Raw genomic sequence first — 26,418 nt, forward strand, 5'->3', positions numbered from 1 at the left:
ATTTGTTAGGTATTTTTAAAAATATATTTTCAAAGAAAGAAAGCATATACTTTAGCTCATTTAAAGATATAGCAGTAGATATTCATTCTCATTTAATACCTAATATTGATGATGGTTCTAAAAGCAAAGAAGAATCTTTAGAGATAATAGAGCATTTTACAAACTTAGGTTTTCAAAAAATAATAACTACGCCACACACCATGAAAGGCGGCTACGATAACACTAAGGAAATAATAGAAACAGGTACTTTAGAACTTAATAAATATCTCAATCAAAATAATGTATTTGATATTAGTTCATCTTCAGAATACTTTGGAGATGAGCATTTTATGAAGTTAATTAAAAGTAAAGAATTACTTCCTATTTTCAATAAATATATACTTTTTGAGCAGTCATTTGTACAAAAATCAGCTTTATTTGATACTATAGTTTTTGAACTGCAGTTGGAAGGATATAAACCTATTTTAGCTCATCCGGAGAGATATAATTATTTAATGGATAAAGATTTGAAAACTTACAAAGAAATAAAAAGCAAAGGCGTTTTATTTCAGCTAAATTTATTTTCTTTATTAGAAATATATGGTGAAGGAGCTAAAAAAGTAGCAGAAAAACTAATAGATGCACAACTTATAGACTTTGTTGGTACAGATATTCACAATAGAGCACAGCTTCCTTTTATGGAGCAGTTATTTAAAAGCGAATATTTATTTAAACTAATTCAGCAAGGTAAATTATTGAATAAAACATTACTATAGATGAAGTTTATTGAAACACCCATAAAAGATTTGTGGATTATAGAGCCTACAGTTTTTGAAGATAGCAGAGGTTATTTTTTTGAAAGTTTTAATAAAAGAACTTTTAAAAAAGGCACAGGTTTAAATATTGATTTTGTGCAAGATAACCAATCTAAATCTGAATATGGAGTGCTAAGAGGAATGCACTGGCAAGAAGGGGAACACGCACAAGCAAAATTAGTTTCAGTTTTAGAAGGAGCAGTGCAAGATATAGCCGTAGATTTAAGACCCAATTCGCCAACTTATGGGCAGTATTATTCTATAATATTAAGTGCTGAAAATAAAACTCAGTTTTTTGTGCCCAGAGGCTTTGCCCATGGTTTTTTGGTACTTAGCGAAACGGCTGTTTTTAGTTATAAATGCGATAACTATTACAACAAAGAAAGTGAAGGTGGAATAATTTATAATTGTCCTAAACTAAATATAGCTTGGGCATTAGATGAAAAAGATTTTAAACTTTCTGATAAAGATAAAATGTTACCTTGCTTGAAAGCGTAAAAAAAATTATGCCGTTACAGAATTGTACAAGTCATTTCTTCTTTCCTGTACTTTTTCATCTTCTAAATAATCATCGTAGGTTGTAAATTGTTTATCTATACAGCCGTTAGGACCAAATTCAAAAATACGATTAACCGAAGTATGCATAAAACTATGGTCTTGGGTGGTTAAAAGTATAATACCACTGAAATCTTTTACGCCATTGTTAAAAGCCGTTATTGCCTCTAAATCTAAATGAGAAGTTGGTTCGTTTAGCATTACCACATTGCCTTCTTGCAACATACATCTTGAAACCATACAACGCACTTTTTCTCCCCCCGATAGTACACTTACTTTCTTAAAACTCTCTTCTCCCGTAAATAACATTTTGCCTAAAAAACCTCTTACATAAGCTTCTTCTTTATTAGTACTGTACTGGCGAAGCCAATCTATCAAATTCAAATTGCTACCTTCAAAAAACTCGGAATTTTCATTTGGTAAGTAAGAATGTTTAACCGTAACGCCCCACTCAAAACTGCCACTTGTAGGTTTTATATCGCCATTAAGAATAGCGTAAAAAGCATCTGTAGCTCTACTGTCTTTAGATATAATACCTACTTTATCGCCTTTAGTTAAAGATAAATTTAAACCGGCAAACAACACTTCTCCGTCTTTTTCGTAGCTTAAATCATTTATGGTTAATATTTGATTGCCCACTTCTCTTTCTTGCGTAAAAATAATAGCCGGATATTTTCTGTTAGAAGGTTGCATATCTTCTATATTTATTTTATCCAAAGCTTTTTTTCGGGAAGTTGCTTGCTTACTTTTGGCAGCATTGGCACTAAATCGGGCAATAAACTCTTTAAGTTCTCTAATTTTTTCTTCGGCTTTTTTGTTTTTAGAAGCTCTTTGAGATAATAATAATTGGCTACTTTCATACCAAAAAGAGTAGTTTCCGGTAAATAATTTAATTTTTCCAAAGTCAATATCTACTACGTGCGTACATACAGCATCTAAAAAGTGTCTATCGTGCGAAACCACAATTACGGTGTTTTCATAACCTGCTAAAAAATCTTCTAACCAAGAAATAGTGTGAGCGTCAAGGTCATTTGTAGGCTCATCTAATACCAGCACGTCTGGATCGCCAAAGATAGCTTGAGCTAATAAAACTCTAATTTTTTCATTAGCTGTTAAATCCGACATTAATTTTTCTTGCTTGTCTTTATCTATTCCTAAATTGCTCAATAATTCGGAGGCATCACTCTCCGCATTCCAGCCGTTTAAATCAGCAAAATCGGCTTCTAATTCTCCTGCTTTTATTCCATCTTCTTCCGTAAAATCTGGTTTGGCATACAAAGCATCTTTTTCTTGCATAATGTTATAAAGTACGGTATGTCCCATTATAACGGTTTGCAATGCAGAATACTCATCATAAGCAAAATGGTCTTGTTTTAAAACCGATAATCTATCTCCCGGTTCTAACTCAATTTTACCACCAGTAGGTTCTTGTTCGCCTGTTAGTATTTTTAAAAATGTAGATTTTCCGGCACCATTAGCACCTATTACACCGTAGCAGTTGCCTTTAGTAAATTGAATATTCACTTCATCAAAAAGAACACGTTTCCCAAACTGTAAGGAAATATTATTAGCTGATAGCATTTTAATTAAATTTTAAGGATTAAAATTGAGAGTGCAAAGGTAAAGTTTTATTTGATAGAAATAAAATATTGTTTTGATGGAAAGATAAATAGAATTTAGGTTAGAAGTATTCGCAATCTTAAATTGGTTTAATAATAAAACTCCTTTCGCTAAATGCCGGAATGGTGGGCTCTTTTTCATAAAAATAGCGGATATCGTCTTTGCTGTCTGTCATTCCCAAACTGTATAAAATAGGCACAAAATGGTCGGGAGTAGGAGCGGCAAGTTTACCTAATTTGTGGCTTTTTTCGTAATTTATGATGTTATCAAAATTTCTTTCATCAATTTGTTTTTTTATCCAAGCATCATATTCCGCTTCCCAACCATAAGGTGTCATGTCATTTTTTCTCATTTTTTGCCCGGCAAGTTGCAGATTATGAATAAGCGAGCCACTTCCTATAATCAACACACCTTTTTCTCGCAAGGATTTTAATTGTTTGCCTAATTCATAGTGATATTGGGGTTTTGCATAATAATCAATACTCAACTGAAAAACAGGGACATCTGCTTTTGGAAACAAGTGCATTAGCATAGGCCACGCACCGTGATCCAAGCCCCAATCGGTAGTTTCACTAACAGATGGAATTATTTTTTTAACCTCATGTGCGGTTTCGGGCGAACCTTTGGCGTGGTAATATACATCATAATAGTTTTCGGGAAAACCGTAATAATCATAAATCTGTTCTTGTTCTGATGATATATTTACAAACGTTCCTTTTGTGCACCAATGAGCAGAAACCACCAATGCTGCTTTTACATCATAATTCTTTTGTAAATCTTTACCTAACTCAAATAAAGTGTTCCAAAATGGTCGTTCTTCTTTTGAAAGCGGAATATCCATAGGATTGCCGTGCGAGGTAAATAATACAGGCATACGCTTCCCTTGTTTAGGAAGCGTATTTGTAAATGCTTTTAAGCTGTTTAAGGTGCTCATGGTGGCAAAGGCTAAAATAGATTTTTTAAGAAATTCTTTTCTGTTCATCCTGTTAAGATTTGGGATTAATAGGAACTTTTTTTGTTCTTCCCCAAATAATAAATGTAGCAATAAGACCTATAAATATATTAATGCCTATTACAGAAAATTCTCCTTTTACAATATGGAATACAAAGGCAAGAATCATAACCACTAAAATACCTATGGCTGCATAAACAGTAAGTTTGGGCTGTATGCGTAAAATAGACGGAAGTAGCAAGCCTATTCCTCCAAGAAATTCGCTGATACCAATAAATCTAACCAATATAGATGGCACTTCTGCCACCCAAGGTAAAGAGCCTGCTAATTGATCTATAGCTTGTGTTGATTTCATAGCACCTGCCATTAGAAACATAAGGGCTAAAAATCCTTGTGCTATCCATAAAGAAATGTTTAATGCTTTTGAAGTTTGTTGTTGCGTTGTCATAGTTTTTGGTTCTTTATAAATGTATGTGAAATTATTTTTGGAAGCAATATAAAAATCTTTTGATAATGCAAAAATAAGTATCTTTGCTATACAAAAGTAAGCAATATACATTTTTATAGTACTATACTTTTGTATAGTTATAGTAAATACAGCATAGTATGAATAAAGCAAGCGAGTTAAAAAGTATTAAAGAATGTCCTACCAGTTATCTTTTAGCATTAAATGACACTATAAATGTTCTTACGGGAAAGTGGAAACTGCCTATATTGGCATCTTTGTTTTTTGGTAAAAAGCGTTATAGCGAGATAGAAAAAGAGATACCCAAAATAAATCCAAGGATGTTGTCAAAAGAATTAAGAGATTTAGAAGCCAATGGTTTGCTTGAAAGGAAGGTATATAATACTATTCCTGTTACTGTTGAATATGAATTGACCGAATCGGGCAAAACCTTTCAGCGAGTTATGGATGTTATGCTGGAATGGGGTTTAGAACACAGAGAAAATATTATTGGGAAGCGATAGATTTGAGAATGAGAAATAAATAATATATCTTGTGCTCTGTACAAGAGTCAGAATTATATAAAACGTGAGCATAAATGAGAGAACAAAATATTATCATATACAATACAAGTGATGGTAAAGCTTCTGTGGCTCTTTTTGCCAAAGATGGTAATGTTTGGATGAATCAAAACCAGCTTGCCGAACTTTTTGACACCTCTGTGCCCAATATTAGTATGCACATATCTAATATATTGAATGACAATGAGTTAGAAAATAATTCAGTTGTTAAGAATTACTTAACAACTGCTTCGGATGGCAAAAACTATGAGGTAACTTTTTATAGTTTAGATATGATTTTAGCTATTGGTTTTAGAGTTAGGAGTAAAAGAGGAACGCAATTTAGAATTTGGGCAAACCGAAACCTAAAGTCGTATATGATTAAAGGCTTCGTGATAGATGATGAACGTCTTAAAAATCCCGATGGCAGACCCGACTATTTTGATGAACTTTTGGAACGTATTCGTGAAATACGAGCTTCTGAAAAACGATTTTATCAAAAAGTAAAGGATTTACTTGCTTTGAGTAGCGATTATGATAGCACAGATAAAGCGACTCAAATGTTTTTTGCCGAAACACAAAATAAATTATTGTATGCGGTTACCCATAAAACAGCTGCTGAAATTATAATTTCCAGAGCAGATGCAGAAATGCCCAATATGGGTTTAACCAATTGGAAAGGAAGCAAAGTGAGAAAGCAAGACATAGTAATTGCTAAGAATTATCTGAATAAAGATGAGATAGATACGCTAAATAGATTAACGGTTATATTTTTGGAAACAGCCGAATTGAGAGTTAAAGAAAGAAAAGATATTACGCTTAAATTTTGGAAAGAAAATGTAAATAGGATTCTTGAGTTTAACGATAGATCTGTTTTGCAGAATACTGTTAAATATGAATTAACAGAATCGGGCAAAACCTTTCAACGGGTTATGGATGTTATGTTGGAATGGGGCTTAGAACACAGAGAAAATATTATTGGGAAGCGATAGATTTGAAAATAATAAATAAATAGCATATCTTGCACTCCGTACAAACGAAATATATACGACATAAATGTTCGTTTATATAATTGTTAGATGCGGCATACAAAAAAAGCCCAACGCACAAACAGCACATTTGGTTTTTGCCAACACAAAAGCCAACGCTCAAAAAACCAAAAGAGCTGTTTTTTGCCATCGCTCTAACAGAAATCCAAAACTTTTCGTAAATTTGCCAAAATTGTCAAGGTAAATTTGTCAAGAAAATGAAAGAAACATTTGGAGAATACATTCACAGATTAAGAGCTGACAACGGTTTAACACTAACAAAACTTGCAGCGGCACTTGACATTGACCAATCAACATTGTCAAAGATTGAAAATTCTAAACGCAATGTTCCCATTGAAATATTGCCTAAACTTTCCAAGGTTTTCAAATTGGACATTCATCAGCTTGAAAAAGAATATTACAGTGAAAAAATTGCTGAAATCATATACAATAAAGAAAATGACACTAAAGAATTAATTGAGCTTGCAAAAGAAAAGGCAAAATATTTCAGAATTAAAAAATTACAACAAGGTAGAATCAAGTTTTAATTATGATAGGAGCATCGTTATTTTCAAGTGCAGGTATTGCGGAAACTTACTTCGAAGAAGTAGGAATAGACATTGTTGCCGCCAATGAACTGATTCAGGAAAGAGCCGACTTATATCAGGCATTGTACCCCAAATCTAAAATGATAGCAGGAAATATTTTAGATGAAATGGTTTTTAAAACACTTGTAAAAAACACACCTGATAAGTTAGATTTTTTAATAGCTTCACCTCCTTGTCAAGGAATGAGCGTTGCAGGAAAAAACAGAAATGTTGCTCAAATGCTAACAGATGAGAGGAATTATCTTGTTTTTAAAATCATTGACTTCATTAAGTTAAAATCGCCTGATTTTGTCTTGATTGAAAACGTTCCAACATTTTTCAAATTACTTCTACCATACGAAAATGAACAATTAAAAGTCATTGAAATATTAAATATTGAATTTGGAGAAGAATACAATATTGAGGCAGATGTATATGATGCAGCCGAATTTGGAGTTGCACAAAGACGAACAAGAGCAATCATAAAACTTTACCGAAAAAGCAAAAAATGGGGGCAACCTAAAAAAGCCGAAAAACAAATAACGGTAGAAGAAAAAATTGGCTTTTTACCAAGCATTGAAGCAGGACAAAAATCAAAAATGAAATGGCATTTTGCACGAAAACATTCGGAAAATCACATTAAATGGATGAAACACACCCCGACAGGAAAAACGGCTTTTGAAAATGAAAAATATTTCCCAGTAAAATCAAACGGAGAAAAAATAAAAAGCTATAACACAACATACAGACGAATAAAATGGGACGAGCCTGCACCAACAATTACAATGCGTAATGATGCAATCAGTTCGCAACTAAATGTTCATCCAGGAAGAAAATTGGAAAACGGTACTTATTCTGATGCAAGGGTTTTAACACCATTGGAGTTAATGTTATTATCTTCTCTACCTCAAAATTGGAACATTCCAGAAAACACACCTGAACTACTTATCAGAAAGTGTATTGGCGAGTGTATTCCACCCTTATTGATTAAAAACATTGTAGCCCAAATCAACAAGTAGTATGACTTTAAGAATTGACAGTAAAAAATGGATTTTATATAGACACACAAGGAATTTTGAGAAACTTTGTGCTGTTGCTGAATTTTTAAAATCGTACACAAAAACAGGTATTTCAAAAGAGGATAAAATTAATCTCAATCTAAAATTGAGAGAATTAGGTTTATACAGTGAACGAAACCCCGATTTACCGCTTGATGCCATAAACCACAAAATCAACCAACTTTCGTATTATATGTTTGGCTACCAAGCCAAAGTTGACGGAGAAGACCGCTTTTTGTTTAGCCCACTTGGAAATTTGTTTTTGAAACACGTTGAAGACAAAGAAAAAACAGCCAAAATTTTTCTCACAATGCTTTGGGCTGTTCAATATCCACATCCTCACAGCGGTACAGATAAGGAATTTAAACTTTATCCATTTCGTTTGATTTACAAATTATTATCCGAGCCTAAACTTTCAAATAAACTTTACGCTTTTGAAGTAGCCTATTCGGTCGTTTTCACAAAAGAAATCACAAAATCAACCTACAAAGATTTGGTAGGTGAACTGTTGGATTTAAGAAAACTTTCTGATGAACAACTTGCCAATAAATTTCAAGAAGACAGACACGCTTACGTGAATTCTGCTTATGAATGGGACTATTACGTTTCAAATTTGTTTGCAAGTGCTGAAGTTTTGAACAAAAAAGACGGAGTTGTTATTACCAAATTACAACACGGAAATACCAACACTTATAGAAAAATAACACGAAACGAAGTTTCCATTCCAGACAATCTAAAAACTTTAGTTCAACAGTTAGAAAGCGAATATTCGTTTTTAGAAAAACCATTGTTACTAAACGACCCAGAACGTCTGAAAATAGACGTTATAAAAGAAATTTACAGCTTCTATCCAAAAACACTTCTCATTGACATTGGAGAGAAAATTGACGATTTCAAATTTGAATTGTTAAATCTCCCGAAACTAATTGAACAATATGCAGACAACAACGATGGTGCAGAAGCTTACCTTTTTGAAGATGCTCTGACAGACGGGTTCAATATGTTCTACAATGTAGATGCTCAAAAAGTTGGCGGTGCAGGAAACACCGATTTAGAGTGTCTATACCTACCCAAAAAGAAAAAATTCGCTGTTGATGCAAAATCAACTAAAAATAAATTGTCAGGTGTAAATGCAGGAAGATTAGAAGGACACCGTGAAAAGATTGGCGGTACATATACAATTGTTGTTACACCAAGATACGTTCCAGCCGTGCTTCAAGATATTCGCACGAGTCCTATCGTAATAATTCGTGCAAACACATTTTCAGAGTATTTGTACAACTGTATAGACAATGACGTAAGAGAAATAGACTATGAAGATTTTGACAGTATCATCGTTAATAATCTTGGAAAAGACATCAGTAAAAACATTTCTGATTTAACCATTTCAAGGTTCGCCACTAAAAATTAAAACTTGCTATGATTACAATTACAAGAGAAGACAATATGAATTTAATGGCAAGGTATCCTGATAATTATTTTGACCTTGCAATCGTTGACCCACCTTATGGAATTTTGAACAAAACTAAAAGAGGTGGCGACCATAAGTTTAATATGGACGAATACCGTCAATGGGACATAAAGCCTGATGACGAATACTTTAATGAACTTTTTCGTGTATCAAAAAATCAGATTATTTGGGGTGGAAATTATTTTGGGCATCTTTGGGCAAGAAGTCCATACAATAAAGGCTTTATCATTTGGGACAAAAATCAACCTGAAACATTAAACAACTTTTCAATGGCAGAAATGGCTTGGTCATCATTAGATAAACCTTCAAAGATTTTTAGATACAGCGTAAGAAAAAACAGAAATAAAATTCATCCAACACAAAAGCCGGTTGACCTTTATGAATGGCTTTTAAAAATGTATGCCGATGAAGGAGATAAAATTTTGGACACGCATTTGGGTAGCGGAACGATTGCGATTGCTTGTTATAATGCGGGATTGAGTTTGACTGCTTGTGAAATAAGTGACACATATTATTTGAAAGCTTTGGAAAAAATCAAAGAGGTTGTTCCAGAAAGTGCTATTCATACAAATGATTCAGAAGCGTTTGCTTTGACTTTCCCCGAGCAGAAAACATCTGAAAACGGACTTCATAAATTGTATAAGGAACATATTAAACAACTTAAATTATTTAAGGAGCAACGTGCGGAATACCGAGCAATGATAAAATAGAGTGAAAAATACCAACGCTAAAAGCCATACACATTTGCAATTACTCACGGTTTTTAAATGTTTTTTTTGTGTTCGTGAGTTTACGTTTCGCATCAGCCAACGCACAAACCAAAAATTGCAGGCAACGTATGTCTTTTCCATCGCTGAAATACGAACGAAAAAATAAAGCCTACAGACAACAACTAAGTTTTCGTTGCGTCCGAAGGACGAACAATGAATCCGCCACAGGCGGAGAACGGAACCGGTTGTTTTAGGATGGTTGATAAAAAAAATGTTCTATTGGGGATTTCGTAAAACAGTTTGTTACTTATATCGGCATCCTTGCCGATTTTCACTTTTTGCTTCACTGCGTTCGCAAAGACGAACCGATATAAGCACGTCTTTGCGAGTGAGGAACGAACGAAGTTTACCTACGGCAGGCAGGAAATATCTATAATAACACCAATTTTTAGCACAAAATAGTCTAAGCTATTTTGTATTATACAATGGTAAGTAAGGCAATACTTTTCTTCTACCGATGTTTTCCTATTCCCTCTTTTAATAAATTTTTATATTCTTGAATATCGGGAGTGTAGCCTGTGGGTTTCATTAAAATTTCTGTTCCGTCAGGATTAAGCATTACATATAGCGGCTGCGAAACATAAGAAAAATTAATAGCTTGAAAGTATGACCACTTGTTGCCGGAGTTTCTTAAATTCTTTTCATAGTTCCCGTTTTTAATTATCAGTTTTTGCTCTTCTGGCAGTTCTGTTCTGTCATCTACATAAAGAGAAACCAAAACGACATCATTTGCCAACATTGATAAAATTTCTTTATCAACCCACACATTTTCTTCCATTTTTCTACAGTTTACACAAGCATAACCCGTAAAATCAACAAAAAGTGGTTTATTTACTTCTTTAGCATAACATTGTGCTTCAAAAAAATCATGAAAACACGGTAAATCATGCGGGCACTCATCCGAAAAATTAAAACGTTGCTTATGTTCTGCTGTTACATTATTTTTGGTAGTAGATGAATGTTTAAAAATAGAGTGGTGCATAGGCGGTGGAAATCCGGCAATAACGTTTCTTACAAAAGGAATGTCTTTGCCTAACATGCTGGGTGTTAGTAGAATAGCTAATAAAACCATAAAACTGCCTAATGCAATTCTTCCTTTTCCTATTTTTTCTTTTACTCCTTTTTTAAATGAATAAAACCCAAATAAATAAGCCGCCAATAATAAAGCTATGATAATCCAAAGAGCAAAGAAAATTTCTCTTTTCACTATCACTAAGCTGGGATCTACTAAATCTGCGTTGGATAAAAATTTAAGTGCTAAAGCTAATTCTAAAAATCCTAAAACAACTTTTACGGTATTTAACCACCCACCAGATTTAGGCAAACTTTTCATCATGCCCGGGAACAAAGCAAAAAGTGCAAAAGGAAGCCCCAAGGCTACACCAAAACCTGCCATTCCTGCCGTTAAGTGCCATGCACCTTGCGTTAGCGTACCTGCCAATAGCGAACCTACTAAAGGCCCTGTACAAGAAAAGGAAACTATTACTAAAGTAAGAGCCATAAAAAATACACCTATTATTCCTCCGGCACTTTCGGCACTGCTTACTTTATTGGCTAATCCACTGGGTAAAGTTATTTCGTAAAAGCCAAAAAATGAAAAGGCAAACACTACAAAAATGATAAAGAATGCAAGGTTTAACCACACATTAGTGGCTATTTGGCTTAGTACATCCGGTGCTAAGTTTAATAAATGAAACGGTGCACTTACTAATGTGTAAATAAAAAATATAAAGAAACCATATAATAAAGCCTGAAATATACCTTGTTTTTTATTGCCGTCTTGCTTAGTGAAAAAACTAACGGTAAGCGGTATCATAGGAAATACACAAGGTGTTAGTAGAGCTATTAAACCTCCGCCTAACCCCAGTAAAAATACCAGCCAAATACTTTTTTCTTCTTTATTTTCACTTACTTGTTTAGATGCATCTATGTCAAGTACTAAGGCATCTTTAAAGTTTTCTTCACTAAAATTACCTTCATTATCATAAAAAGGCTGACACTCATAGCTAATTTTATTTTCTGCAAAAGCAGGCTTAAATAAAAAAACAAAGCTTAAAAGGAAAAGGCTGAAAATATATTTCATAAGGTTTTTTGTTATTCTACTTCTATAGTAAACTCAATAGGGTCCGGAAATAAACATTGTATAGAATCGCAAGTCATATATTCTAAATATCCGGTTACCGTTCCTGTTCCTTTTGTAGTAAAAACTTGAGAGAAAGTAGCTCCTGTACCAAATTTTTTAATATCCATATCAAAAAGCTCGTCATAACCATCTTTTTCTACCACACCGCTTTCTTCTACATTTTCTACTTGGTCTATTATTTCATTTTCATCATAATTAATAGTAGTAGGTATCGGTCCATCATCTTCTATATTGTTAGAATAAACATACCAATGTTCATCAATATTGGCATTAAAAGTAATTTTGTATTGATTGTCTGCTAATTTTTCTGATGAATAATCCCATTTTACAGGATCTAATATTTGTATTTCGTCTGCATTGTCTTCTTCTACAACTATTTCGGTTTCGTTCTCTTGTTTTGGTGCATTAGTGCAAGAATATAAGCTAAATGCTAATAAACATATCAAGGTAAAAAAAGTGGTTTTCATAATGTATTTAATTTTTGTTTAAGTTAAAATATATTTTTTTTGGTGGTAAACATTTAGTATTATCGCAACACATAAACTCTACATAGCCATTTTTATAGTTTTCGTTTAAGGGTTTTATAGAAAATGTTACTTCAGTATAAAATTTTGTAAGCGTTGTTTCAAACATTTCATCATAATCGTTTTTTACATAGTCTGAATTTCTATTGGCAAACATCTGTTCAAACTCCCCATTGTTATTTTCTAAATAAAAAGCAGTAGGTATAGGACCATCTTCATTTTGAATTTGACTATACAAATACCAGCCACTATCTATTTTTGCTTCAGCTATTATTAAGTTCTGTTCATTGTTATAACTAAAATGCCAATTAACAGGAGCTAACTCTTGCAAAAAAGCTACTTTAGTTAATATTACAAAAAGCAATGTGATTGTATATGACAGTTTAGAAATCAATAGCGTAAATTATGCAATTAAATGTTGCCAGCAAAATTATTGTTAAATGTATTAATTCCGAAACAATTGGGCGTTTAATTATGTTAATAGCCAATCCTAAATAAACACTGGCAGGAAAACACAGTATAATAAAGCTATTGATAAATGAGCCGGTATTGAAAAATATGAGTACTAAAAAGATAATGGAAGCCGATAATATGCTATTAAAAAACAGCCTGCCACTTTGGTTAATTTTTTTGGCAAGCACTGTGGTATTAAATAGGCCTATTAAAATAAAAATGAGTAGAAAAACAGATGGTAAATAGTTAACTATACTTTTATTGCTTAAAATATTGAGGGCAAATTTTAAATTTATTGGTGGTAGATATTTAAACCATAAATAGCTAATAAAGTAAAAATTTAAAATAGGGACAGCTATTGAAAATAATAGGATATTAAATACTTTTAGTGATAATTTATTGTAATGAAAAAAGAAAATTATAAAAAATGGCAAAAAGAAAATGGAAGGTGTCCATATTAAAAATGAGATGCCGAGTATAAAGCCTATATAAAAAATGTAAGTGTTAGCATATCCTTCTTGATTTTTGTAGAAAAGAAAAATAGAAAATAGAAGCAAAGTATTAGCAACTAAGGCTGGCGATAGCGTATAAAACTCAGGGAATGTATGTATTAAAAACACAAATAGCCAAGTAAATATAAAACTATATTGGTCTATTTGTCTAATGGAATTAGTAATATGGAATATTAATACACTTTGAAATGCTATTAAAATAAAGCTAATTATTTTAGCTAAAAATGGACTCATTGAAAAGTCTGATGAAAAAAAACTATTTTGCCAAAAAATATGATAGTCAATATTATTGGGCAATAAAAAATGCAATAAGGTTAAAGCTGTAAAAATTAAAATAACGGCAAAAAAAGAGTATTGCCTGTTAAATATGAATAGCATTAAAACACGAGTTTTATTAGCTTAAACTTACTTCTGCTCATGCTGGGAATTAAAATTTCGTTTGGAGCAGTTTGCATACTCATTTTTACAATAGGCACTACCTCATTGCCTCCAATATTCATAACTACTTTGTTTTTTGAATCTTCATGGGGCTCTATACTTTCTGCTAATAATTGTCCTTCATTATCTATTTCATCTAAATAAATGAGCTGTAGCTCATTTTGTAAATTGGCGGTATAAAAAGATGAGTAACTACCATTATCATTTGTAGAAATTTGCTTTTTTCTAATAATACCAATGTTTTCTTTGTCTATTATGCCATTGCTATCTACATTGTAAACCAAAATATCATTAAAATTATAAATAGTACTTGAAGAGTAAGTATTCATTCCGCTAACAGAAAAATAGTAATTGTTTAGAGATTCTTCTTCATTTTTAAAATACGATTCGGCAAGTACCAAACATCCTCCATCATTTTTAGGAATAATATTATTTATATAAAAAGTATAGAGCTGTGGGGGAGTAGTTTCACTGGCTTTGCCTGTTAGTTTGTTGTAAAAACTTTCTGTTATTGGAGCAATGTCGGTATAAGTTGTTTCAAAATTATTTAAGTCTATTTTAGTAACAAATAACTTTGATGCACCTGTATTATCTCTTTTGTTTTCCTTGGGTTCTCTATAAAAACCACTGGCTATCAAGCTATTAGTTTTGTAATCAATTTCAAATTCTATTTTTTTAAAAACATCTTGTATCGGGTTGTAAACAGATGTTTTTACTTGTCCATTTTTTATATAAGTAATAAAATAATCAGCATTGTCGCTTTCTCGGTCATTTGTGGTTATAAAAACATAACTGCCATCGTTTAAAAGAAAAACATCTACAAAATATTGATTTATCAAATAGTTATCTGTAAGGTATTTTGAAGCTACGGTTTCAAGTTTGTTATTAACAACTTTGGTATAAAAAGATTTTATACTGCCATTTTCAAAAATAGGTGTGTAGAATAATATTAAATTTTCATCTAATGAAAGCTGGGTGCGTAAATTATTATTTAGCAAATCACTTTTTTCTCTTAAAGTATCAATTACTATGGGTTTGTCTGCAAATCTTATTTTATCGTCAAGTTGCAGAGCATTTATGGTGCTATAATTATTGCTGTGGTTAAGTTTTATAAGCCACGATTGCTGTGGATTTATCCACAGTTTTTTTATATACTCATTGCTTTGTATAGGAATTGTTTTACTACTTTGTAGTTTTAAATATCCATTATATACATCAAGTATGTGATAATTATCCTTATATCTTTCTGCTAAATATCTATTGTTTAGCTTACCGGCTATTCTAAATTTAGGAGCTTTATTAGTTAGTTTTATTCCACTTGATACATTTACATTTTGAGCTTTTGCTGTACTAAAACAAAGCAACGCAACTATTAAAGTTGATATAAATAATATTTTATTGTTGGCTGAAAAAGTTAACACAGCTAAAATTTTGGTTTAAATATAACAATAAAACAAGTAGCGTAGTAGCTTATTATTGTTTTAATCTTGGATCTAAGGCATCTGTTAGTCCTTCGCCCATTAAATTGTATATAGTTACGGTAATAAATATAGCAAAACCGGGAGCTAAAGCTAACCACCATGCACTAAAGTTTTTACGTGCTAATGACAATAATTTTCCCCAAGTTTGTACTTCTGCTTCTACACCTATTCCTAAAAATGATAAAAACGACTCGGTAAGAATAGCACCAGCCACACCAAAAGCTATAGCAATTAATACCGGAGCTAATGAGTTAGGAATAGCATGTCTAAAAATAGTACGCCATTCGCTGTATCCTAAACTTTGAGCGGCTTCAATATATTCTAAACTTCTTACTCGCAGTAATTCTCCTCTGGTAAATCGGGCTATCCCCGTCCACGAAGTAGCTCCTATTATTACCATTACCAGCATTATAGATGGTTTAGCAATGGCAACTATTGACATAATTAAAAGCAAACTTGGTACAGATAATAAAATTTCTATTACTCTTGAAACAATTATATCAATAGGAACATTTATAGCAGGTTTAGCTTTTAATATTTTATCTATCAATTTAGCCAACAACTGACCTACGGCTATAATGATAAAGAAAATTACAAGTCCAATAATAATTTGTCCTAAGGCACTTAAAATGGAATTGCTAAAAGCATCGCTAATCGTGTAAGACCTTACTTGAAAACCATAGAAAAACGCTAAGGGTAAACTTACAATAAACAAAATAATACTTGAAAGCGAAGCTTTAAGTTTTTCATCGCCAAAGTATCCTGCCATGGCACCCATAAAAATACCTATTAATGAAGCTATACTCATAGAAACCACACCTACCATCATAGCAATTCGTGTTCCGTGTATCATGCCGCTCATTACATCTCTGCCTATTTCGTCTGTGCCAAGCCAATGCCACCAGCGTAGGCTTTTTACATTTTGTTTAGCCAAAGGACTTACATAATTGGCATTAGCAAAATCTGTTTCACTTTGCCCGTAGGGAACAGGAGCCCATATTGCATAGTCAAATTTTGTGGTTTTCCAATCTACAATACTACTTAATTCTTTAGGCCACGAACCGCCAAAATCAACGATATATTCTCTAAATACAGGAAAATAAGTATTTCCCTCATACTTGCACATTAAGGGTTTTTCGTTAGCTAAAAAATCGGCAAGTAAAGCAATCATAGCAATTAAAATCATAAAACGAAGCGACCAAACGGCCACTCTGTTCTTTTTAAACTGACGTTTCACTATTGCCCAATAGCTTTGGTCTTCGTGTTTTGCTTGTTCTACAACAGTTTCATTCGTTGTAACTTCAATTTCTTCTTTATTATTATCCAAGTTACTCATTTGTTACTTCTTTTTAGTAAATGAAATACGTGGGTCAGCTACAGAATATAAAATATCTGCTACCAGCACACCTACCATTGTTAACACTGCCGAAAATATTAATACAGTAAACAGCACAGGATAGTTTCTTGCCATTACAGCATCAAAACCTACACGCCCCATTCCCGGTATTGAAAATATTACTTCTAAAACTACTGAACCGCTTATCATCATTGGGAAAAAACCCGCAAACATGGTAATAATAGGTATTAATGAGTTTCTAAAAGCGTGTTTCCATGTTACGGTTTTATCCGGCAAACCTTTGGCTACAGCTGTTCTTATATAATCTTGTCTTAAAACGCTTAGCATACTTCCTCTCATTTGGCGAGAAACATAAGCAAAAGAACCATAAACCATACAAATTAAAGGCAAAATAATGTGTGCTCCTAAATCTTTAGTTGTTTCCCAAAATCCGGCATCTTCGGGTAGATTATTAGAGAATAAACCGTAGGTTGGAAACCAGTCCATGCCGTATTCTGATGTAGTAAAATATACTATAAATATAGTAGCCACCCAAAAACTTGGTAAGGAGTATAGTATAAAGTTGATAATTGATATTATTCTATCGGAAGTAGAATCTTTTCTTTTAGATTGATATACACCTAAAAATATTGAAAAAGTATAAGAAATTAGTACGGCTATTAAATTTAAACCTAAGGTAATAGGTAAAGCATCTTTAATAATAGAAGATACAGGTCTGCCGTCTAAGAAAGATTCGCCAAAATCGCCTCTAATAAATCCTTTTTTCAAACTTACATCTTCCGATTTTTTAAACCAAGGAGCATTTCCAAACAGCCACACATGATATTGATTATTAGTTCCTATCCATTTTAAAGCAGGAATTTTGGTTTTAGAAGGTGTAGCTTTCTCTTTTACAGCATTGTAGTTACTTTCTACGGTATTAAATGCCGCTAAAGGGGCTCCATAAAAGAAATTAACTTGTTTAGAATTTACACTATCTATTTGTACGGTATTAACAGTATTAATAGCTTCTTTCATAGCAGATAGCTCGTGGCTAACATCTACATCTTCATAGCTTACTAATAAGTTGTTGATTCCTTCTTTTAGTATTTTTAAATTCTCATAAGTGAAATCATTTCTTTCTACCTTAAAAAGTGTTTTTTCAAACTCTTTTATAGAAAGATAATAAGGATGTATTTCACTCCAGTTTCCATATTCATCTATTAATCTTTCAAGATTTTCTCTTTCTTTTTTTCTGTAAATATTATACAAATCTTTAGGCATAGCCTGCGAAGTGATAGAAAAGTAAAAAGGAGGGAGGTCTAAGCCCAATTTTTTACTCATGGCTATATAAGCTTCTTCACCGGCTTGTTTTTCATTCATGCCTGCGTTTTGACCTTGCATACCTCCTTGCAATCGTGTTTCTACAGGGTCGCCAGGAGCAGCCTGACTTAGCATAAATGTTAAGAGTGTTATAATAAATAACGTAGGAATAAAATATAATATCCTTTTGAGAATGTATTTAAACATAGTTTAAAACGGCTGGTTATTGTGCTGCTGTAGCACCAAAATTAGGATTTAGTTTAAATTCTGCTTCAAAATGTCCCGGACGTTCTAAATATGCATTGGCATTATCAAAACGTTTGTGGAAAGCCATTTTATTTTTAGGTGTAAACATAAATATGTATGGTACTTCTTCATGTAGTATTTCTTGAAACTCCATATACATAGCATTACGTTTTTCTTCATCCATTTCGTAGCGTATTTTTTCAATTAGCTCATCAGTATAAGCATCTCCAAAACCTACATAATTGCTACCACCATTATAAGAATCTGTATGCCAAATTTGTTTGAAATCACTAAGAGTAGAAGGCATAACCCAGCTTAAAGATGTCATTTCAAAATCGTGAGATTTTATTTGGTCTAAAAATACTGTCCATTCTTTTTGAACTATATCTATTTGAACACCTACTTTAGCCATATTATTCTTAAGCATTAAAGCAATGTTTTCTCCAGCTTCGCTTCCTGCCGGCAGTAGGTATGTTAATTTTAGCTCTACTTTTTTGCCATTTATTTCTTTTTCTCTCACGCCATTGCCATCTGCATCTACCCAACCAGACTCGTCTAATAATTCTTTAGCTTTGTTTAAATCGTAAGGATAAGGTGTAATATTTTTGTTATAATATGGTTTGTTTGGGTGCACAGGACCTATTGTTCTTTCAGAAAAACCATAAGCTATTACGTTTTTAATAGTTTCATAATCTAAAGCCATAGCTAAAGCTTTTCTTACTTTTTTGTCTGCCAACTTTGGATTTTTTAAGTTTAAACCAATATAACTATACGCAGGAGCAATAGGTGTGTGTAATGAGTATAAATCTAAAAATTGTTTGTTCTCTTGTAAACCTACAAAATCTTTAGAAGGAATATAGTCCATTACATCTATACTTTCATCTTTCATAGCGGTAACGGCAGTAGTGTTATCTACTATTATTTCATAAACTAATCTATCTGGATAGTTGTCAAATCTGGTTACTTTTCCTACTAAATCATTTCCCCACCAGTCTTGTTTTTTCTCTAATATTACTCTTTGTCCTGTGCTCCATTCTTTTAGTTTGTATGGCCCACAACCCGAAATAAATTCTGGATTTCTTGAGTAATTTTCTCCATTAAATTGCTCTGCAAAAGCTATAATGTCTTTATTTCCAGCAAGTTCTGTTTTTTTAGCCGGATTTCCTAAATCAACTAAACTAAATTTATCCATTAAACCATTTTTATCGTATAAATGCTTAGGTAATAATGGCGAAGAACTTGAAGATTCTGAAAGAATATAAGTATCTTTTGTATAGATTGTAAATTTCTTATTGTTAGTTGGATCTACTTTTATGTCATAAATAAAATCAAAATAAGGTCTTGCGTGTTCTGCATCAACTTTTGGATTTTTAATTACTTTAACGGTAAAAATAAAGTCATCGGCAGTTATTGGTGTTCCATCGTCCCATTTGGCTTCATCTCTAATTTCGTAAGTTATGGTTAAACCTTCTTTATCTTTTCCATAAACATTTACGGTAGCAGGTACTATTTCTGGTCTGCTTTTAGCTACTACGGGTACTAACTCTAATGTTTTTGGGTCTATTTCAAGTAAGTTATAAAATATAAATCTTTCTACTAATGATGAGTTGGCACTGGTAGAGGTAACGGGGTTTATTTTGTCTAAATCGGCACTTAAATGTACAAATACATCATTTACTCCGACTCTTTTGCTTACTACTGTAGATGTGCCATCTCCATTGCTTGAAGATGAATTTCCACCACAGCTGAACATTAGTGCGACTACTGGTAAAATTAAAAAAGATTTCAATAAGTTTTTTTGGTTTAACATGTTTAAAATTTTACGTAAAAAAATTAGTGTGCTAAATTACTAAAATTAAATAAAATACAAGGATTAATGTTTAGATAAGTGTGAGAAGGGAATAAAAATGTTTATAATTCTTCATTATTTGTATTAATATCAATAACTCAGCACTACAGAACATGGTAGAAATTTTAAAGAATGAAAAATTATCACTATCTTGTGTAAAGAGCTGGGTAGCTTGTTAGTTGATTAGTTTCTTGCAAAGTTGCTAAGATGCCATGAAGAGTAGTTGATTATTTAATTTGAAAATGAGGAAATTGGGATTGCCGCCTCTGCGGCAATGACGTTTTGAGGAAAGTTTTTCTATATTGTACGTCATGCCTGCGAAGGCAGGTATCTCAATGTCTATTAGCACAGTTTTATTGTAAGGGATTACCGCTTTTGCGGCAATGACGATTTTAAGGGAGGTGTTTTCTATCTCGTACGTCTTTACGATGAGTGTAGTGAAACGGAACGAAGAAGTAATCTCTTACTTGTTTGAGATTGCCACAAAAATTACTCCTCCGTCATAATTTTCTCGCAAAGACGTGTATCTGTTGGTTCGTCTATATTTTTAGATGATTAGATAATTTGGAAATGAGGGAATTTGGAAATTGCGAGTGTGATATTACTGCAAAGCTCCTTTATACGGACTAAGTTTAAGTTCTCTTTCTTCGTAGCCGGGGCGAGCTACATACGCTTTGGCATTACCAAATCTTTTGTTTATGCTCAATAAATTATCGGGAGAGAATAATAAAATGTACGGAACTTCATCTTGTACTATAGCTTGAAGTTCTTTAAACATCTCATTTCTTTTAGTTTCGTCCATTTCTTTTCTTAAGTCTTCAATAAGTTTATCGGTATAAGCATCTCCAAAACCCGGATAATTGCTGCCACCGTTATACGCTTCGGTATGGAATAGTTGTTTAGGGTCGTTTAGTATGGCTTCTTGCACCCAGCCTAATACATACAAATCAAAATCGTGATTTTTACATTCATCTAAATACACCGACCATTCTCTAACTTTTATTTCTATATCTATACCTACTTTTTTGGCATTTTCTTTAAGGAATAGACATACTTTTTCTCTTACTGCATTGCCGGAGTTGTATTTTATACTAATTTTTAAAGGTACTTTTTTGCCGTTTATTTCTTTATCTAATATACCGTCATTGTCGGTATCTGTCCAACCGGCTTCTGTTAGTAATTCTTTTGCCTCGCTTAAATCAAAATCGTAGGGTTTTAAATCGGTATTATATTCTTTTTTGCTGGGGTGTATAAAACTTGCCATTGTTTTTCCGTAGCCATATTGTAGTATTTCTATTATTTGAGGTACATTAACACAGTGAGCTATAGCTTTTCTTACCTTTTTATCTTTTAAAATAGGATGACGCATATTTACACCTATATATGTATAGGATAAAAAGTCTTCGTCAAACATAAAATATTTACTGTTAAAGTTTTTGTCTTTTTTTAGTTCGTTGTAATCATAAGGAGGCATGCTACGCATAATGTCTATTTGCTCATCTTTCATTGCGGTGATGGCTGTAATTTGGTCGTTTATAATTTCGTAGGTCAATTTATCGGGATAATTGCTAAACCCATTTTGTCCTACAAATTTTTCTCCCCACCAATTTTTTTTTTTTGTTAATTCTACTCTTTGTCCTGTTATCCATTTTTCAAATTTATAAGGACCACAGCCTACTATATAACCGCTTTCTCTCTGAAATTTTTCGCTATTAAACTCTTTGGCAAAAGCTATTAAATTTTTGTCGTTTTTAATTTTTTCTAATGAGTTTTTATCACTTAGTTGTTCTAAGGTGTAGTTTCTCATAATCTGTTGAGGGTCATATATATATTCCGGTATTATAAAGTTAATTCCACCGCTTGAAAACTCAGCGGCATAATGTTTTTCGTTGGTATAAAAACTAAATTTTTTAGGATTTTCTTTGTCAATATCTATTTTATAAACAAAATCAATGTAAGGGCGTTGGTGTTCGGCATCTACATGAGGATTTTTGGTAGTTTTAAAACTAAAATCAACGTCATAAGCAGTTACGGGTGTTCCGTTGTCCCAAACTGCTTCTGGTCTAATTTCATAATCTATTTTAAGTTTGTACGGACCTTCTTCAAATTCTGTAATAGTAGGTAGTTCTTTAGCCAGCCAGGGCGTTACTACCATTTTTTCTTTATCAATATCTAATAAATACATAAAAATAGCGTGCTCTATATAATTGCTACCGGCTCCTTGAGAGGTTAATGGATTCAGTTTGTCGGGGTCGCTAAGTTCGTGTATAATAACGTTGTTGCTTGTTTTATTTCCGCTGTAGGGCTGTTCTGCTATATTATTTGCCGTGTTTTCAGTATTGTTTTTTTCTGTAGAATTATTACAAGCTACTAAAACCAACGATATGCTGATAAGGAAGAAAAGTTTTTTCATAGTTTAAAATTAGGGATAAAGATAAAATAAAAATGAAATTAATAGTTTACTGTTAGTTTGAAGAAAGTTCTAATAGTTTTAATACTGTTTTCCAATTTCGGGTGGTGGTTTGTAGTTTAAGTTTAGTTTCAAAAAACTTATTACTCAGTTTGGTTTCGTGATATTTGCCCGCTATATATAAGTATATGTAATCATTTAAAATAATAAATTTATCCGTAGCAAAATTATATGAGTTTGTTAGTTCTTTATCTTCATTAGAGGGTAGGGCACTTAAAAAAGTTAAATGTAGTGTGTTTATGTCTTCATTATTTTTATAAAAAGGATTGTTGGCTACGGCTTGCTTATATTCTTCTACAGTCTTTAGAATAACAGGAACTTCAAATCCATATTTTTTTTGAATAGCGTTTTCAATTAAAGCAATAATCTCTTGTTTGTTGGTTATAGCTGTTTCAAAAATGATATTTCCACTTTGTATATAAGTAGTTATATTTTTAAAGCCACAGTTTTTAAGCAGTTGTTTTAAATCTGCCATTAATATTTTTTTGTGTCCTCCCACATTTATACCTCTTAAAAGAGCAATATATTTTATCATTTTATTAATTCAGTTGTTTTAAATCTATTTATTTTGCCACTTTCTGTTTCTACAAATTTATCAATAAAAAAAACTTCTTTAGGTTGCTCATATTTGTCAAGTGCGTTAAATATCTGCTTAGGTAAATTCACTTTTTTGCCTTCTATTATTAAAATTAGTTTGTTGTTAAAATTATCATCCGGTAGCGAGGAAACTAAAAATCTATTGCTGATAAATGATGCTAATTTTTGTTCTATCATTTCGGGGTGCATTTTAACACCACCACTTTCTATGGCAAAATCTTTTCTTCCTTTCCAAATAAAAGAATGGGCATCTATTAATTCTATAATATCGTTAGTTTCTAAATGGGCTTGTCCAATAGTTGGTGCATTTATCACTAAACTATTATCTTTATTTTTAGCTACGGATATGCCTTTCAAACAATGGAATATTTTTCCTTTTTGAATATTTCTAATTGCTATGTGGCTAATGGTTTCTGTCATTCCAAAAGTGTGAAAAGCACTTATTTGATGTTTAATAATTTTTTGTTCAAGGGAGTAGTTTATTGTGCCACCACCAATGATAAGTTTTTTTACTTTTTGTAGTTTTTCGGTATTTTGTTCTAAAGTTTTGTTTACTTGATAAGGCACCATTGCTAAAAAATCTATGGGTGTATCTATATCTTTTAGCGGATTAGCAGAAGGAGAAACAACAATTAAATTCATTTTAGCATAAATAGCTCTAACTATCATCATCATGCCTCCTATATGCTTTGCCGACATACAAAGTAGGGCGTTATCTTTTTCTTGCAATGAAAAATATTGACAAGTCATTTTAGCACTTTCAAGCATATACTGCTTTAGTATTTTAATGGATTTAGGCTTGCCGGTAGAGCCGGATGTTTCTACAATGATGTAATTCTTGCTGTTAATCCATTGATTTATAAACAGTACAACATTTTTATCTAAAGTGTTGTTTTTCAGATTAAAATTAGAACTAAACAGCTCCAATTTATTGCCATTTAGGTATAGTATGTTGAAATCTTTTACATTCATTGGTGTACAAAATTAGTGATATTGCGTAATATAGTATTAGCTAAACCACTGTTATTATGAAGTTGATTTTATACATATTGCTTGCTTTAATACCTGTATTGCAGTCGTGCCAAACCAAACAAATTGCAAAAACGGCATCCGTTTCAAAACCTATTTACGATTTTGCTATTATAAATATGAATGATATAGAAAGAGGAGATTTACTGTATAGGTTAAAAGGCGTAAAACTTCAAGAGGGACAGCTTTTTGTAGATGTTGAATATAGCGGAGGGTGTGTAAAACCACATGTGTTTAGTTTAGTAACAGACGGTATGGTACGCGATGCGGGCGTTATGAAATTTGCCTTGCTACATAAAACAAAAGATGATAAATGTAAAGCATTATTAAAAGAAAACATGACTTTTGATATAAGTTCAGTTTTAAATTTAGGCTCTGAAAAATTAAAAGAAATTCAAATTAACGAATACGTATTATCGTTAAACGGTACGGATTATTAGGGGGAGATTGGGTTGCCTATTCTAACAAATAGTTCTTTAAATTATACTTGTTAAAATTTAAGTTCTCATCAATAGATTTAATTCCATATAATCGCTTAATTTGGTCGGGGTAAATTCCCATTTTTAAAGGAAAAGTGTTTAATGAAATGTCTATAAATTTCATCAAAAAATAAGGGATTGAAATTTTAATTTTTTTTGTTTTGAAAGTTTTTTCAGCTAAAGCATATAGTTCGTAAAATGAAAATAATTCATTTCCGTTTATAGAAATTGTTTGGTTTTTATTAGTTGATTTTTCAAATATTTCATGAAAAATATAATTAGTAGCATCTTGAATATGAATAGGACTAAATTTTGAAGGGATTTTATTGGGGTAAAACAGTATTTTTTTAGTTTTAACCTTTGTTATTATATCTTCTATACCTTCTTTACTTTTTGAACCATATATTTCTGAAGGGCGGAGTATTAAATAATTACTACAATATTTTTTAATGGCTTTTTCAGCTAAAAACTTACTTTGGGCGTATTCTCCACTATTTTTATTTGCAGTATTGCTACTTATAAATACAAATTTAACTTCCTTTTTAAGATCTATCATTTTGCATAAATACTCTGTAGCTTTATAGTTAATTTCAAAATATTCTTCTTTGTTATGAGAATGTGTTATTGCTGCTGCATGTATAATAATATCACACTCTTTTATTATTTCATCATAATTATTAAGTTCTTGTAAATCTCCGTGTAAAACAGTTACATTGTTCAAACTCAATTCTCTTTTGCGAGTTAGACCAATAATTTCGTATTCCGATAACTGAATAAGATTAATTAAATTAAGCATTATAGGAGAGCTTATGCCCGTAATAAAAATTTTCTTTTTCATTATTTACTTTCTGTTAAACCTAAAGTGAATAAGGTTGCGGAGGAATTCTATTATGGCAGAAAATTTAACAAAAGAGGCTCTTCCTTGTAAATCATAAAACTCAATTGGAAATTCTATGTAATTAGAATCAATTTCAACTAAACGAATCATTATTTCTGTATCTATAAACCAGTCATCAGAAGTTAAATTTAGCTGTTCATAAACTTCACGTGTAAAAATTTTGGGTTTAGAGTTTACATCTTTAGATTTTATTTTAGGATACAACAGAGAAAACAAGTTATTATACACAAAAGAAATAGTTTTTCTATAAAATCCATCATTTCTTTTCTCTCTATATGTTTTCACTAAACCATAATTTCCACCTTTAATTAATTTATAACACTTTTCAATACTTTCTATTGGGAATTGTCCATCGCCATCTATAACACATAAATACTTGCCTGTTGCCATTTGTAAACCCTCTTTCATGTCCCAACCCATCATACCTTCTTTTGGCTTGCATACAGATTTATATATTTTATCTTCAGCTACTAATTGTTGTATATATAGTTTTGTTTTATCATTTGAACCTTCAATATAGTTTCCCACCAATACTATTTCTGAATTAGAGGTTAAACTTAAGGCTATGTTTTTAACTTTCCTTGCAAAAGATAAAACTTGTTCTTCAGACCTATAACATAAAATTACAATAGTAAGTTCTGTCATAATCTAATTTTTGTTTTATTATTTTTTAAAATGTAATAGTTCAAATGTGTTTTCACAATATAAAGTTATTGATTTGATATTAATCAATAACCAAAGTAGCATTTTTTTTGTTGAATATGCATAAATTAAACTTACTCAAACGTTTCAACCTACAA

The 26,418-nt window shown here is 31.9% G+C and carries 25 protein-coding genes; 9 read left to right on the forward strand and 16 right to left on the reverse strand.

Annotated elements, in window-relative coordinates:
- Window positions 1-2: 2 nt before the first annotated feature.
- Window positions 3-755 carry a capsular biosynthesis protein gene (locus H6578_07505; GenBank protein MCB9226993.1) on the forward strand — a complete coding sequence of 251 codons (753 nt, stop codon included), beginning with the start codon at window positions 3-5 and terminating at the stop codon, window positions 753-755.
- Window positions 756-1,292 carry a dTDP-4-dehydrorhamnose 3,5-epimerase gene (rfbC, locus tag H6578_07510; GenBank protein ID MCB9226994.1) on the forward strand — a complete coding sequence of 179 codons (537 nt, stop codon included), beginning with the start codon at window positions 756-758 and terminating at the stop codon, window positions 1,290-1,292.
- A gap of 6 nt (window positions 1,293-1,298) precedes the next feature.
- Here the strand turns inward: rfbC and H6578_07515 are convergent, their stop codons facing one another.
- The 3 genes from H6578_07515 to H6578_07525 form a co-directional block, all read right to left on the reverse strand.
- Complete coding sequence (locus H6578_07515) at window positions 1,299-2,930, reverse strand: ATP-binding cassette domain-containing protein (protein MCB9226995.1); 1,632 nt, start codon at window positions 2,928-2,930, stop codon at window positions 1,299-1,301.
- A gap of 118 nt (window positions 2,931-3,048) precedes the next feature.
- On the reverse strand, window positions 3,049-3,951 hold the full coding sequence (locus H6578_07520) for a dioxygenase (protein MCB9226996.1): 903 nt from the start codon (window positions 3,949-3,951) through the stop codon (window positions 3,049-3,051).
- A 4-nt stretch (window positions 3,952-3,955) separates the two neighbouring features.
- A complete protein-coding gene (locus tag H6578_07525; GenBank protein ID MCB9226997.1) occupies window positions 3,956-4,369 on the reverse strand; it encodes a DoxX family protein in 414 nt (137 codons plus the stop codon).
- A 158-nt stretch (window positions 4,370-4,527) separates the two neighbouring features.
- Here H6578_07525 and H6578_07530 point away from each other — a divergent pair, with 158 nt between their 5' ends.
- The 6 genes from H6578_07530 to H6578_07555 all read left to right on the forward strand — a co-directional run bounded on the left by H6578_07530 (window position 4,528) and on the right by H6578_07555 (window position 9,780).
- Complete coding sequence (locus H6578_07530; protein MCB9226998.1) at window positions 4,528-4,890, forward strand: helix-turn-helix transcriptional regulator; 363 nt, start codon at window positions 4,528-4,530, stop codon at window positions 4,888-4,890.
- A gap of 74 nt (window positions 4,891-4,964) precedes the next feature.
- Window positions 4,965-5,918: a virulence RhuM family protein gene (locus tag H6578_07535; GenBank protein MCB9226999.1), complete on the forward strand. Its 954-nt coding sequence runs from the start codon at window positions 4,965-4,967 to the stop codon at window positions 5,916-5,918.
- A 254-nt stretch (window positions 5,919-6,172) separates the two neighbouring features.
- Window positions 6,173-6,502, forward strand: coding sequence for a helix-turn-helix transcriptional regulator (locus H6578_07540; protein MCB9227000.1), 330 nt, complete (start codon window positions 6,173-6,175; stop codon window positions 6,500-6,502).
- Between the two features lie 2 nt (window positions 6,503-6,504).
- Window positions 6,505-7,560 carry a DNA (cytosine-5-)-methyltransferase gene (gene dcm, locus H6578_07545; protein MCB9227001.1) on the forward strand — a complete coding sequence of 352 codons (1,056 nt, stop codon included), beginning with the start codon at window positions 6,505-6,507 and terminating at the stop codon, window positions 7,558-7,560.
- Window position 7,561: 1 nt separating this feature from the next.
- On the forward strand, window positions 7,562-9,010 hold the full coding sequence (locus H6578_07550; protein MCB9227002.1) for a restriction endonuclease: 1,449 nt from the start codon (window positions 7,562-7,564) through the stop codon (window positions 9,008-9,010).
- An 8-nt stretch (window positions 9,011-9,018) separates the two neighbouring features.
- Entirely contained in the window at window positions 9,019-9,780 is a 762-nt protein-coding gene (locus H6578_07555) for a site-specific DNA-methyltransferase (GenBank protein MCB9227003.1), read from the forward strand.
- 511 nt (window positions 9,781-10,291) lie between these two features.
- On the opposite strand, the gene H6578_07560 is transcribed toward H6578_07555, so the two are convergent.
- From H6578_07560 to H6578_07610, 11 genes are all read right to left on the reverse strand, one after another.
- A complete protein-coding gene (locus tag H6578_07560; GenBank protein ID MCB9227004.1) occupies window positions 10,292-11,923 on the reverse strand; it encodes a thioredoxin family protein in 1,632 nt (543 codons plus the stop codon).
- Window positions 11,924-11,934: 11 nt separating this feature from the next.
- Window positions 11,935-12,450: a cytochrome C biogenesis protein gene (locus tag H6578_07565; protein MCB9227005.1), complete on the reverse strand. Its 516-nt coding sequence runs from the start codon at window positions 12,448-12,450 to the stop codon at window positions 11,935-11,937.
- A gap of 7 nt (window positions 12,451-12,457) precedes the next feature.
- Entirely contained in the window at window positions 12,458-12,871 is a 414-nt protein-coding gene (locus tag H6578_07570; GenBank protein ID MCB9227006.1) for a hypothetical protein, read from the reverse strand.
- 19 nt (window positions 12,872-12,890) lie between these two features.
- The gene (locus tag H6578_07575; GenBank protein MCB9227007.1) at window positions 12,891-13,850 is read right to left on the reverse strand and encodes a hypothetical protein; all 960 of its coding nucleotides are present in this window, start codon (window positions 13,848-13,850) and stop codon (window positions 12,891-12,893) included.
- Window positions 13,850-15,331, reverse strand: a complete 1,482-nt coding sequence (locus H6578_07580; GenBank protein MCB9227008.1) for a hypothetical protein — start codon at window positions 15,329-15,331, stop codon at window positions 13,850-13,852. Before H6578_07580 ends, H6578_07575 begins: the two co-directional genes overlap by 1 nt.
- Before the next feature lie 52 nt (window positions 15,332-15,383).
- Entirely contained in the window at window positions 15,384-16,727 is a 1,344-nt protein-coding gene (locus tag H6578_07585) for an ABC transporter permease (protein ID MCB9227009.1), read from the reverse strand.
- A 3-nt stretch (window positions 16,728-16,730) separates the two neighbouring features.
- The gene (locus tag H6578_07590; GenBank protein MCB9227010.1) at window positions 16,731-18,185 is read right to left on the reverse strand and encodes an ABC transporter permease; all 1,455 of its coding nucleotides are present in this window, start codon (window positions 18,183-18,185) and stop codon (window positions 16,731-16,733) included.
- Window positions 18,186-18,273: 88 nt separating this feature from the next.
- Entirely contained in the window at window positions 18,274-20,106 is a 1,833-nt protein-coding gene (locus H6578_07595; GenBank protein ID MCB9227011.1) for a hypothetical protein, read from the reverse strand.
- Window positions 20,107-20,746: 640 nt separating this feature from the next.
- On the reverse strand, window positions 20,747-22,558 hold the full coding sequence (locus H6578_07600; GenBank protein MCB9227012.1) for a hypothetical protein: 1,812 nt from the start codon (window positions 22,556-22,558) through the stop codon (window positions 20,747-20,749).
- A gap of 52 nt (window positions 22,559-22,610) precedes the next feature.
- A complete protein-coding gene (locus H6578_07605; GenBank protein ID MCB9227013.1) occupies window positions 22,611-23,150 on the reverse strand; it encodes a DUF1697 domain-containing protein in 540 nt (179 codons plus the stop codon).
- Window positions 23,147-24,184, reverse strand: coding sequence for an AMP-binding protein (locus tag H6578_07610; protein ID MCB9227014.1), 1,038 nt, complete (start codon window positions 24,182-24,184; stop codon window positions 23,147-23,149). The genes H6578_07605 and H6578_07610 overlap by 4 nt, the downstream gene beginning before the upstream one ends.
- A gap of 56 nt (window positions 24,185-24,240) precedes the next feature.
- Here H6578_07610 and H6578_07615 point away from each other — a divergent pair, with 56 nt between their 5' ends.
- Entirely contained in the window at window positions 24,241-24,681 is a 441-nt protein-coding gene (locus H6578_07615; protein MCB9227015.1) for a hypothetical protein, read from the forward strand.
- 16 nt (window positions 24,682-24,697) lie between these two features.
- On the opposite strand, the gene H6578_07620 is transcribed toward H6578_07615, so the two are convergent.
- Both H6578_07620 and H6578_07625 read right to left on the reverse strand, forming a co-directional pair.
- Complete coding sequence (locus tag H6578_07620) at window positions 24,698-25,558, reverse strand: NAD-dependent epimerase/dehydratase family protein (GenBank protein MCB9227016.1); 861 nt, start codon at window positions 25,556-25,558, stop codon at window positions 24,698-24,700.
- A gap of 3 nt (window positions 25,559-25,561) precedes the next feature.
- Entirely contained in the window at window positions 25,562-26,263 is a 702-nt protein-coding gene (locus H6578_07625; protein MCB9227017.1) for a glycosyltransferase family 2 protein, read from the reverse strand.
- Window positions 26,264-26,418: the final 155 nt, after the last annotated feature.

Source organism: Chitinophagales bacterium (genome assembly GCA_020635995.1).
GTDB lineage: Bacteria > Bacteroidota > Bacteroidia > Chitinophagales > UBA8649 > JAFMKE01.

Excerpts from the sequence above, each read along its gene's own strand:
- H6578_07605 (MCB9227013.1), bottom strand. The coding sequence starts at position 23,150 with ATGATAAAATATATTGCTCTTTTAAGAGGTATAAATGTGGGAGGACAC.
- H6578_07620 (MCB9227016.1), bottom strand. The coding sequence starts at position 25,558 with ATGAAAAAGAAAATTTTTATTACGGGCATAAGCTCTCCTATAATGCTT.
- H6578_07585 (MCB9227009.1), bottom strand. The coding sequence starts at position 16,727 with ATGAGTAACTTGGATAATAATAAAGAAGAAATTGAAGTTACAACGAAT.
- H6578_07560 (MCB9227004.1), bottom strand. The coding sequence starts at position 11,923 with ATGAAATATATTTTCAGCCTTTTCCTTTTAAGCTTTGTTTTTTTATTT.
- H6578_07555 (MCB9227003.1), top strand. The coding sequence starts at position 9,019 with ATGATTACAATTACAAGAGAAGACAATATGAATTTAATGGCAAGGTAT.
- H6578_07540 (MCB9227000.1), top strand. The coding sequence starts at position 6,173 with ATGAAAGAAACATTTGGAGAATACATTCACAGATTAAGAGCTGACAAC.
- dcm (MCB9227001.1), top strand. The coding sequence starts at position 6,505 with ATGATAGGAGCATCGTTATTTTCAAGTGCAGGTATTGCGGAAACTTAC.
- rfbC (MCB9226994.1), top strand. The coding sequence starts at position 756 with ATGAAGTTTATTGAAACACCCATAAAAGATTTGTGGATTATAGAGCCT.
- H6578_07615 (MCB9227015.1), top strand. The coding sequence starts at position 24,241 with ATGAAGTTGATTTTATACATATTGCTTGCTTTAATACCTGTATTGCAG.
- H6578_07525 (MCB9226997.1), bottom strand. The coding sequence starts at position 4,369 with ATGACAACGCAACAACAAACTTCAAAAGCATTAAACATTTCTTTATGG.
- H6578_07515 (MCB9226995.1), bottom strand. The coding sequence starts at position 2,930 with ATGCTATCAGCTAATAATATTTCCTTACAGTTTGGGAAACGTGTTCTT.
- H6578_07565 (MCB9227005.1), bottom strand. The coding sequence starts at position 12,450 with ATGAAAACCACTTTTTTTACCTTGATATGTTTATTAGCATTTAGCTTA.
- H6578_07520 (MCB9226996.1), bottom strand. The coding sequence starts at position 3,951 with ATGAACAGAAAAGAATTTCTTAAAAAATCTATTTTAGCCTTTGCCACC.
- H6578_07575 (MCB9227007.1), bottom strand. The coding sequence starts at position 13,850 with ATGCTATTCATATTTAACAGGCAATACTCTTTTTTTGCCGTTATTTTA.
- H6578_07535 (MCB9226999.1), top strand. The coding sequence starts at position 4,965 with ATGAGAGAACAAAATATTATCATATACAATACAAGTGATGGTAAAGCT.
- H6578_07600 (MCB9227012.1), bottom strand. The coding sequence starts at position 22,558 with ATGAAAAAACTTTTCTTCCTTATCAGCATATCGTTGGTTTTAGTAGCT.
- H6578_07590 (MCB9227010.1), bottom strand. The coding sequence starts at position 18,185 with ATGCTAAGTCAGGCTGCTCCTGGCGACCCTGTAGAAACACGATTGCAA.
- H6578_07610 (MCB9227014.1), bottom strand. The coding sequence starts at position 24,184 with ATGAATGTAAAAGATTTCAACATACTATACCTAAATGGCAATAAATTG.
- H6578_07530 (MCB9226998.1), top strand. The coding sequence starts at position 4,528 with ATGAATAAAGCAAGCGAGTTAAAAAGTATTAAAGAATGTCCTACCAGT.
- H6578_07625 (MCB9227017.1), bottom strand. The coding sequence starts at position 26,263 with ATGACAGAACTTACTATTGTAATTTTATGTTATAGGTCTGAAGAACAA.
- H6578_07595 (MCB9227011.1), bottom strand. The coding sequence starts at position 20,106 with ATGTTAAACCAAAAAAACTTATTGAAATCTTTTTTAATTTTACCAGTA.
- H6578_07550 (MCB9227002.1), top strand. The coding sequence starts at position 7,562 with ATGACTTTAAGAATTGACAGTAAAAAATGGATTTTATATAGACACACA.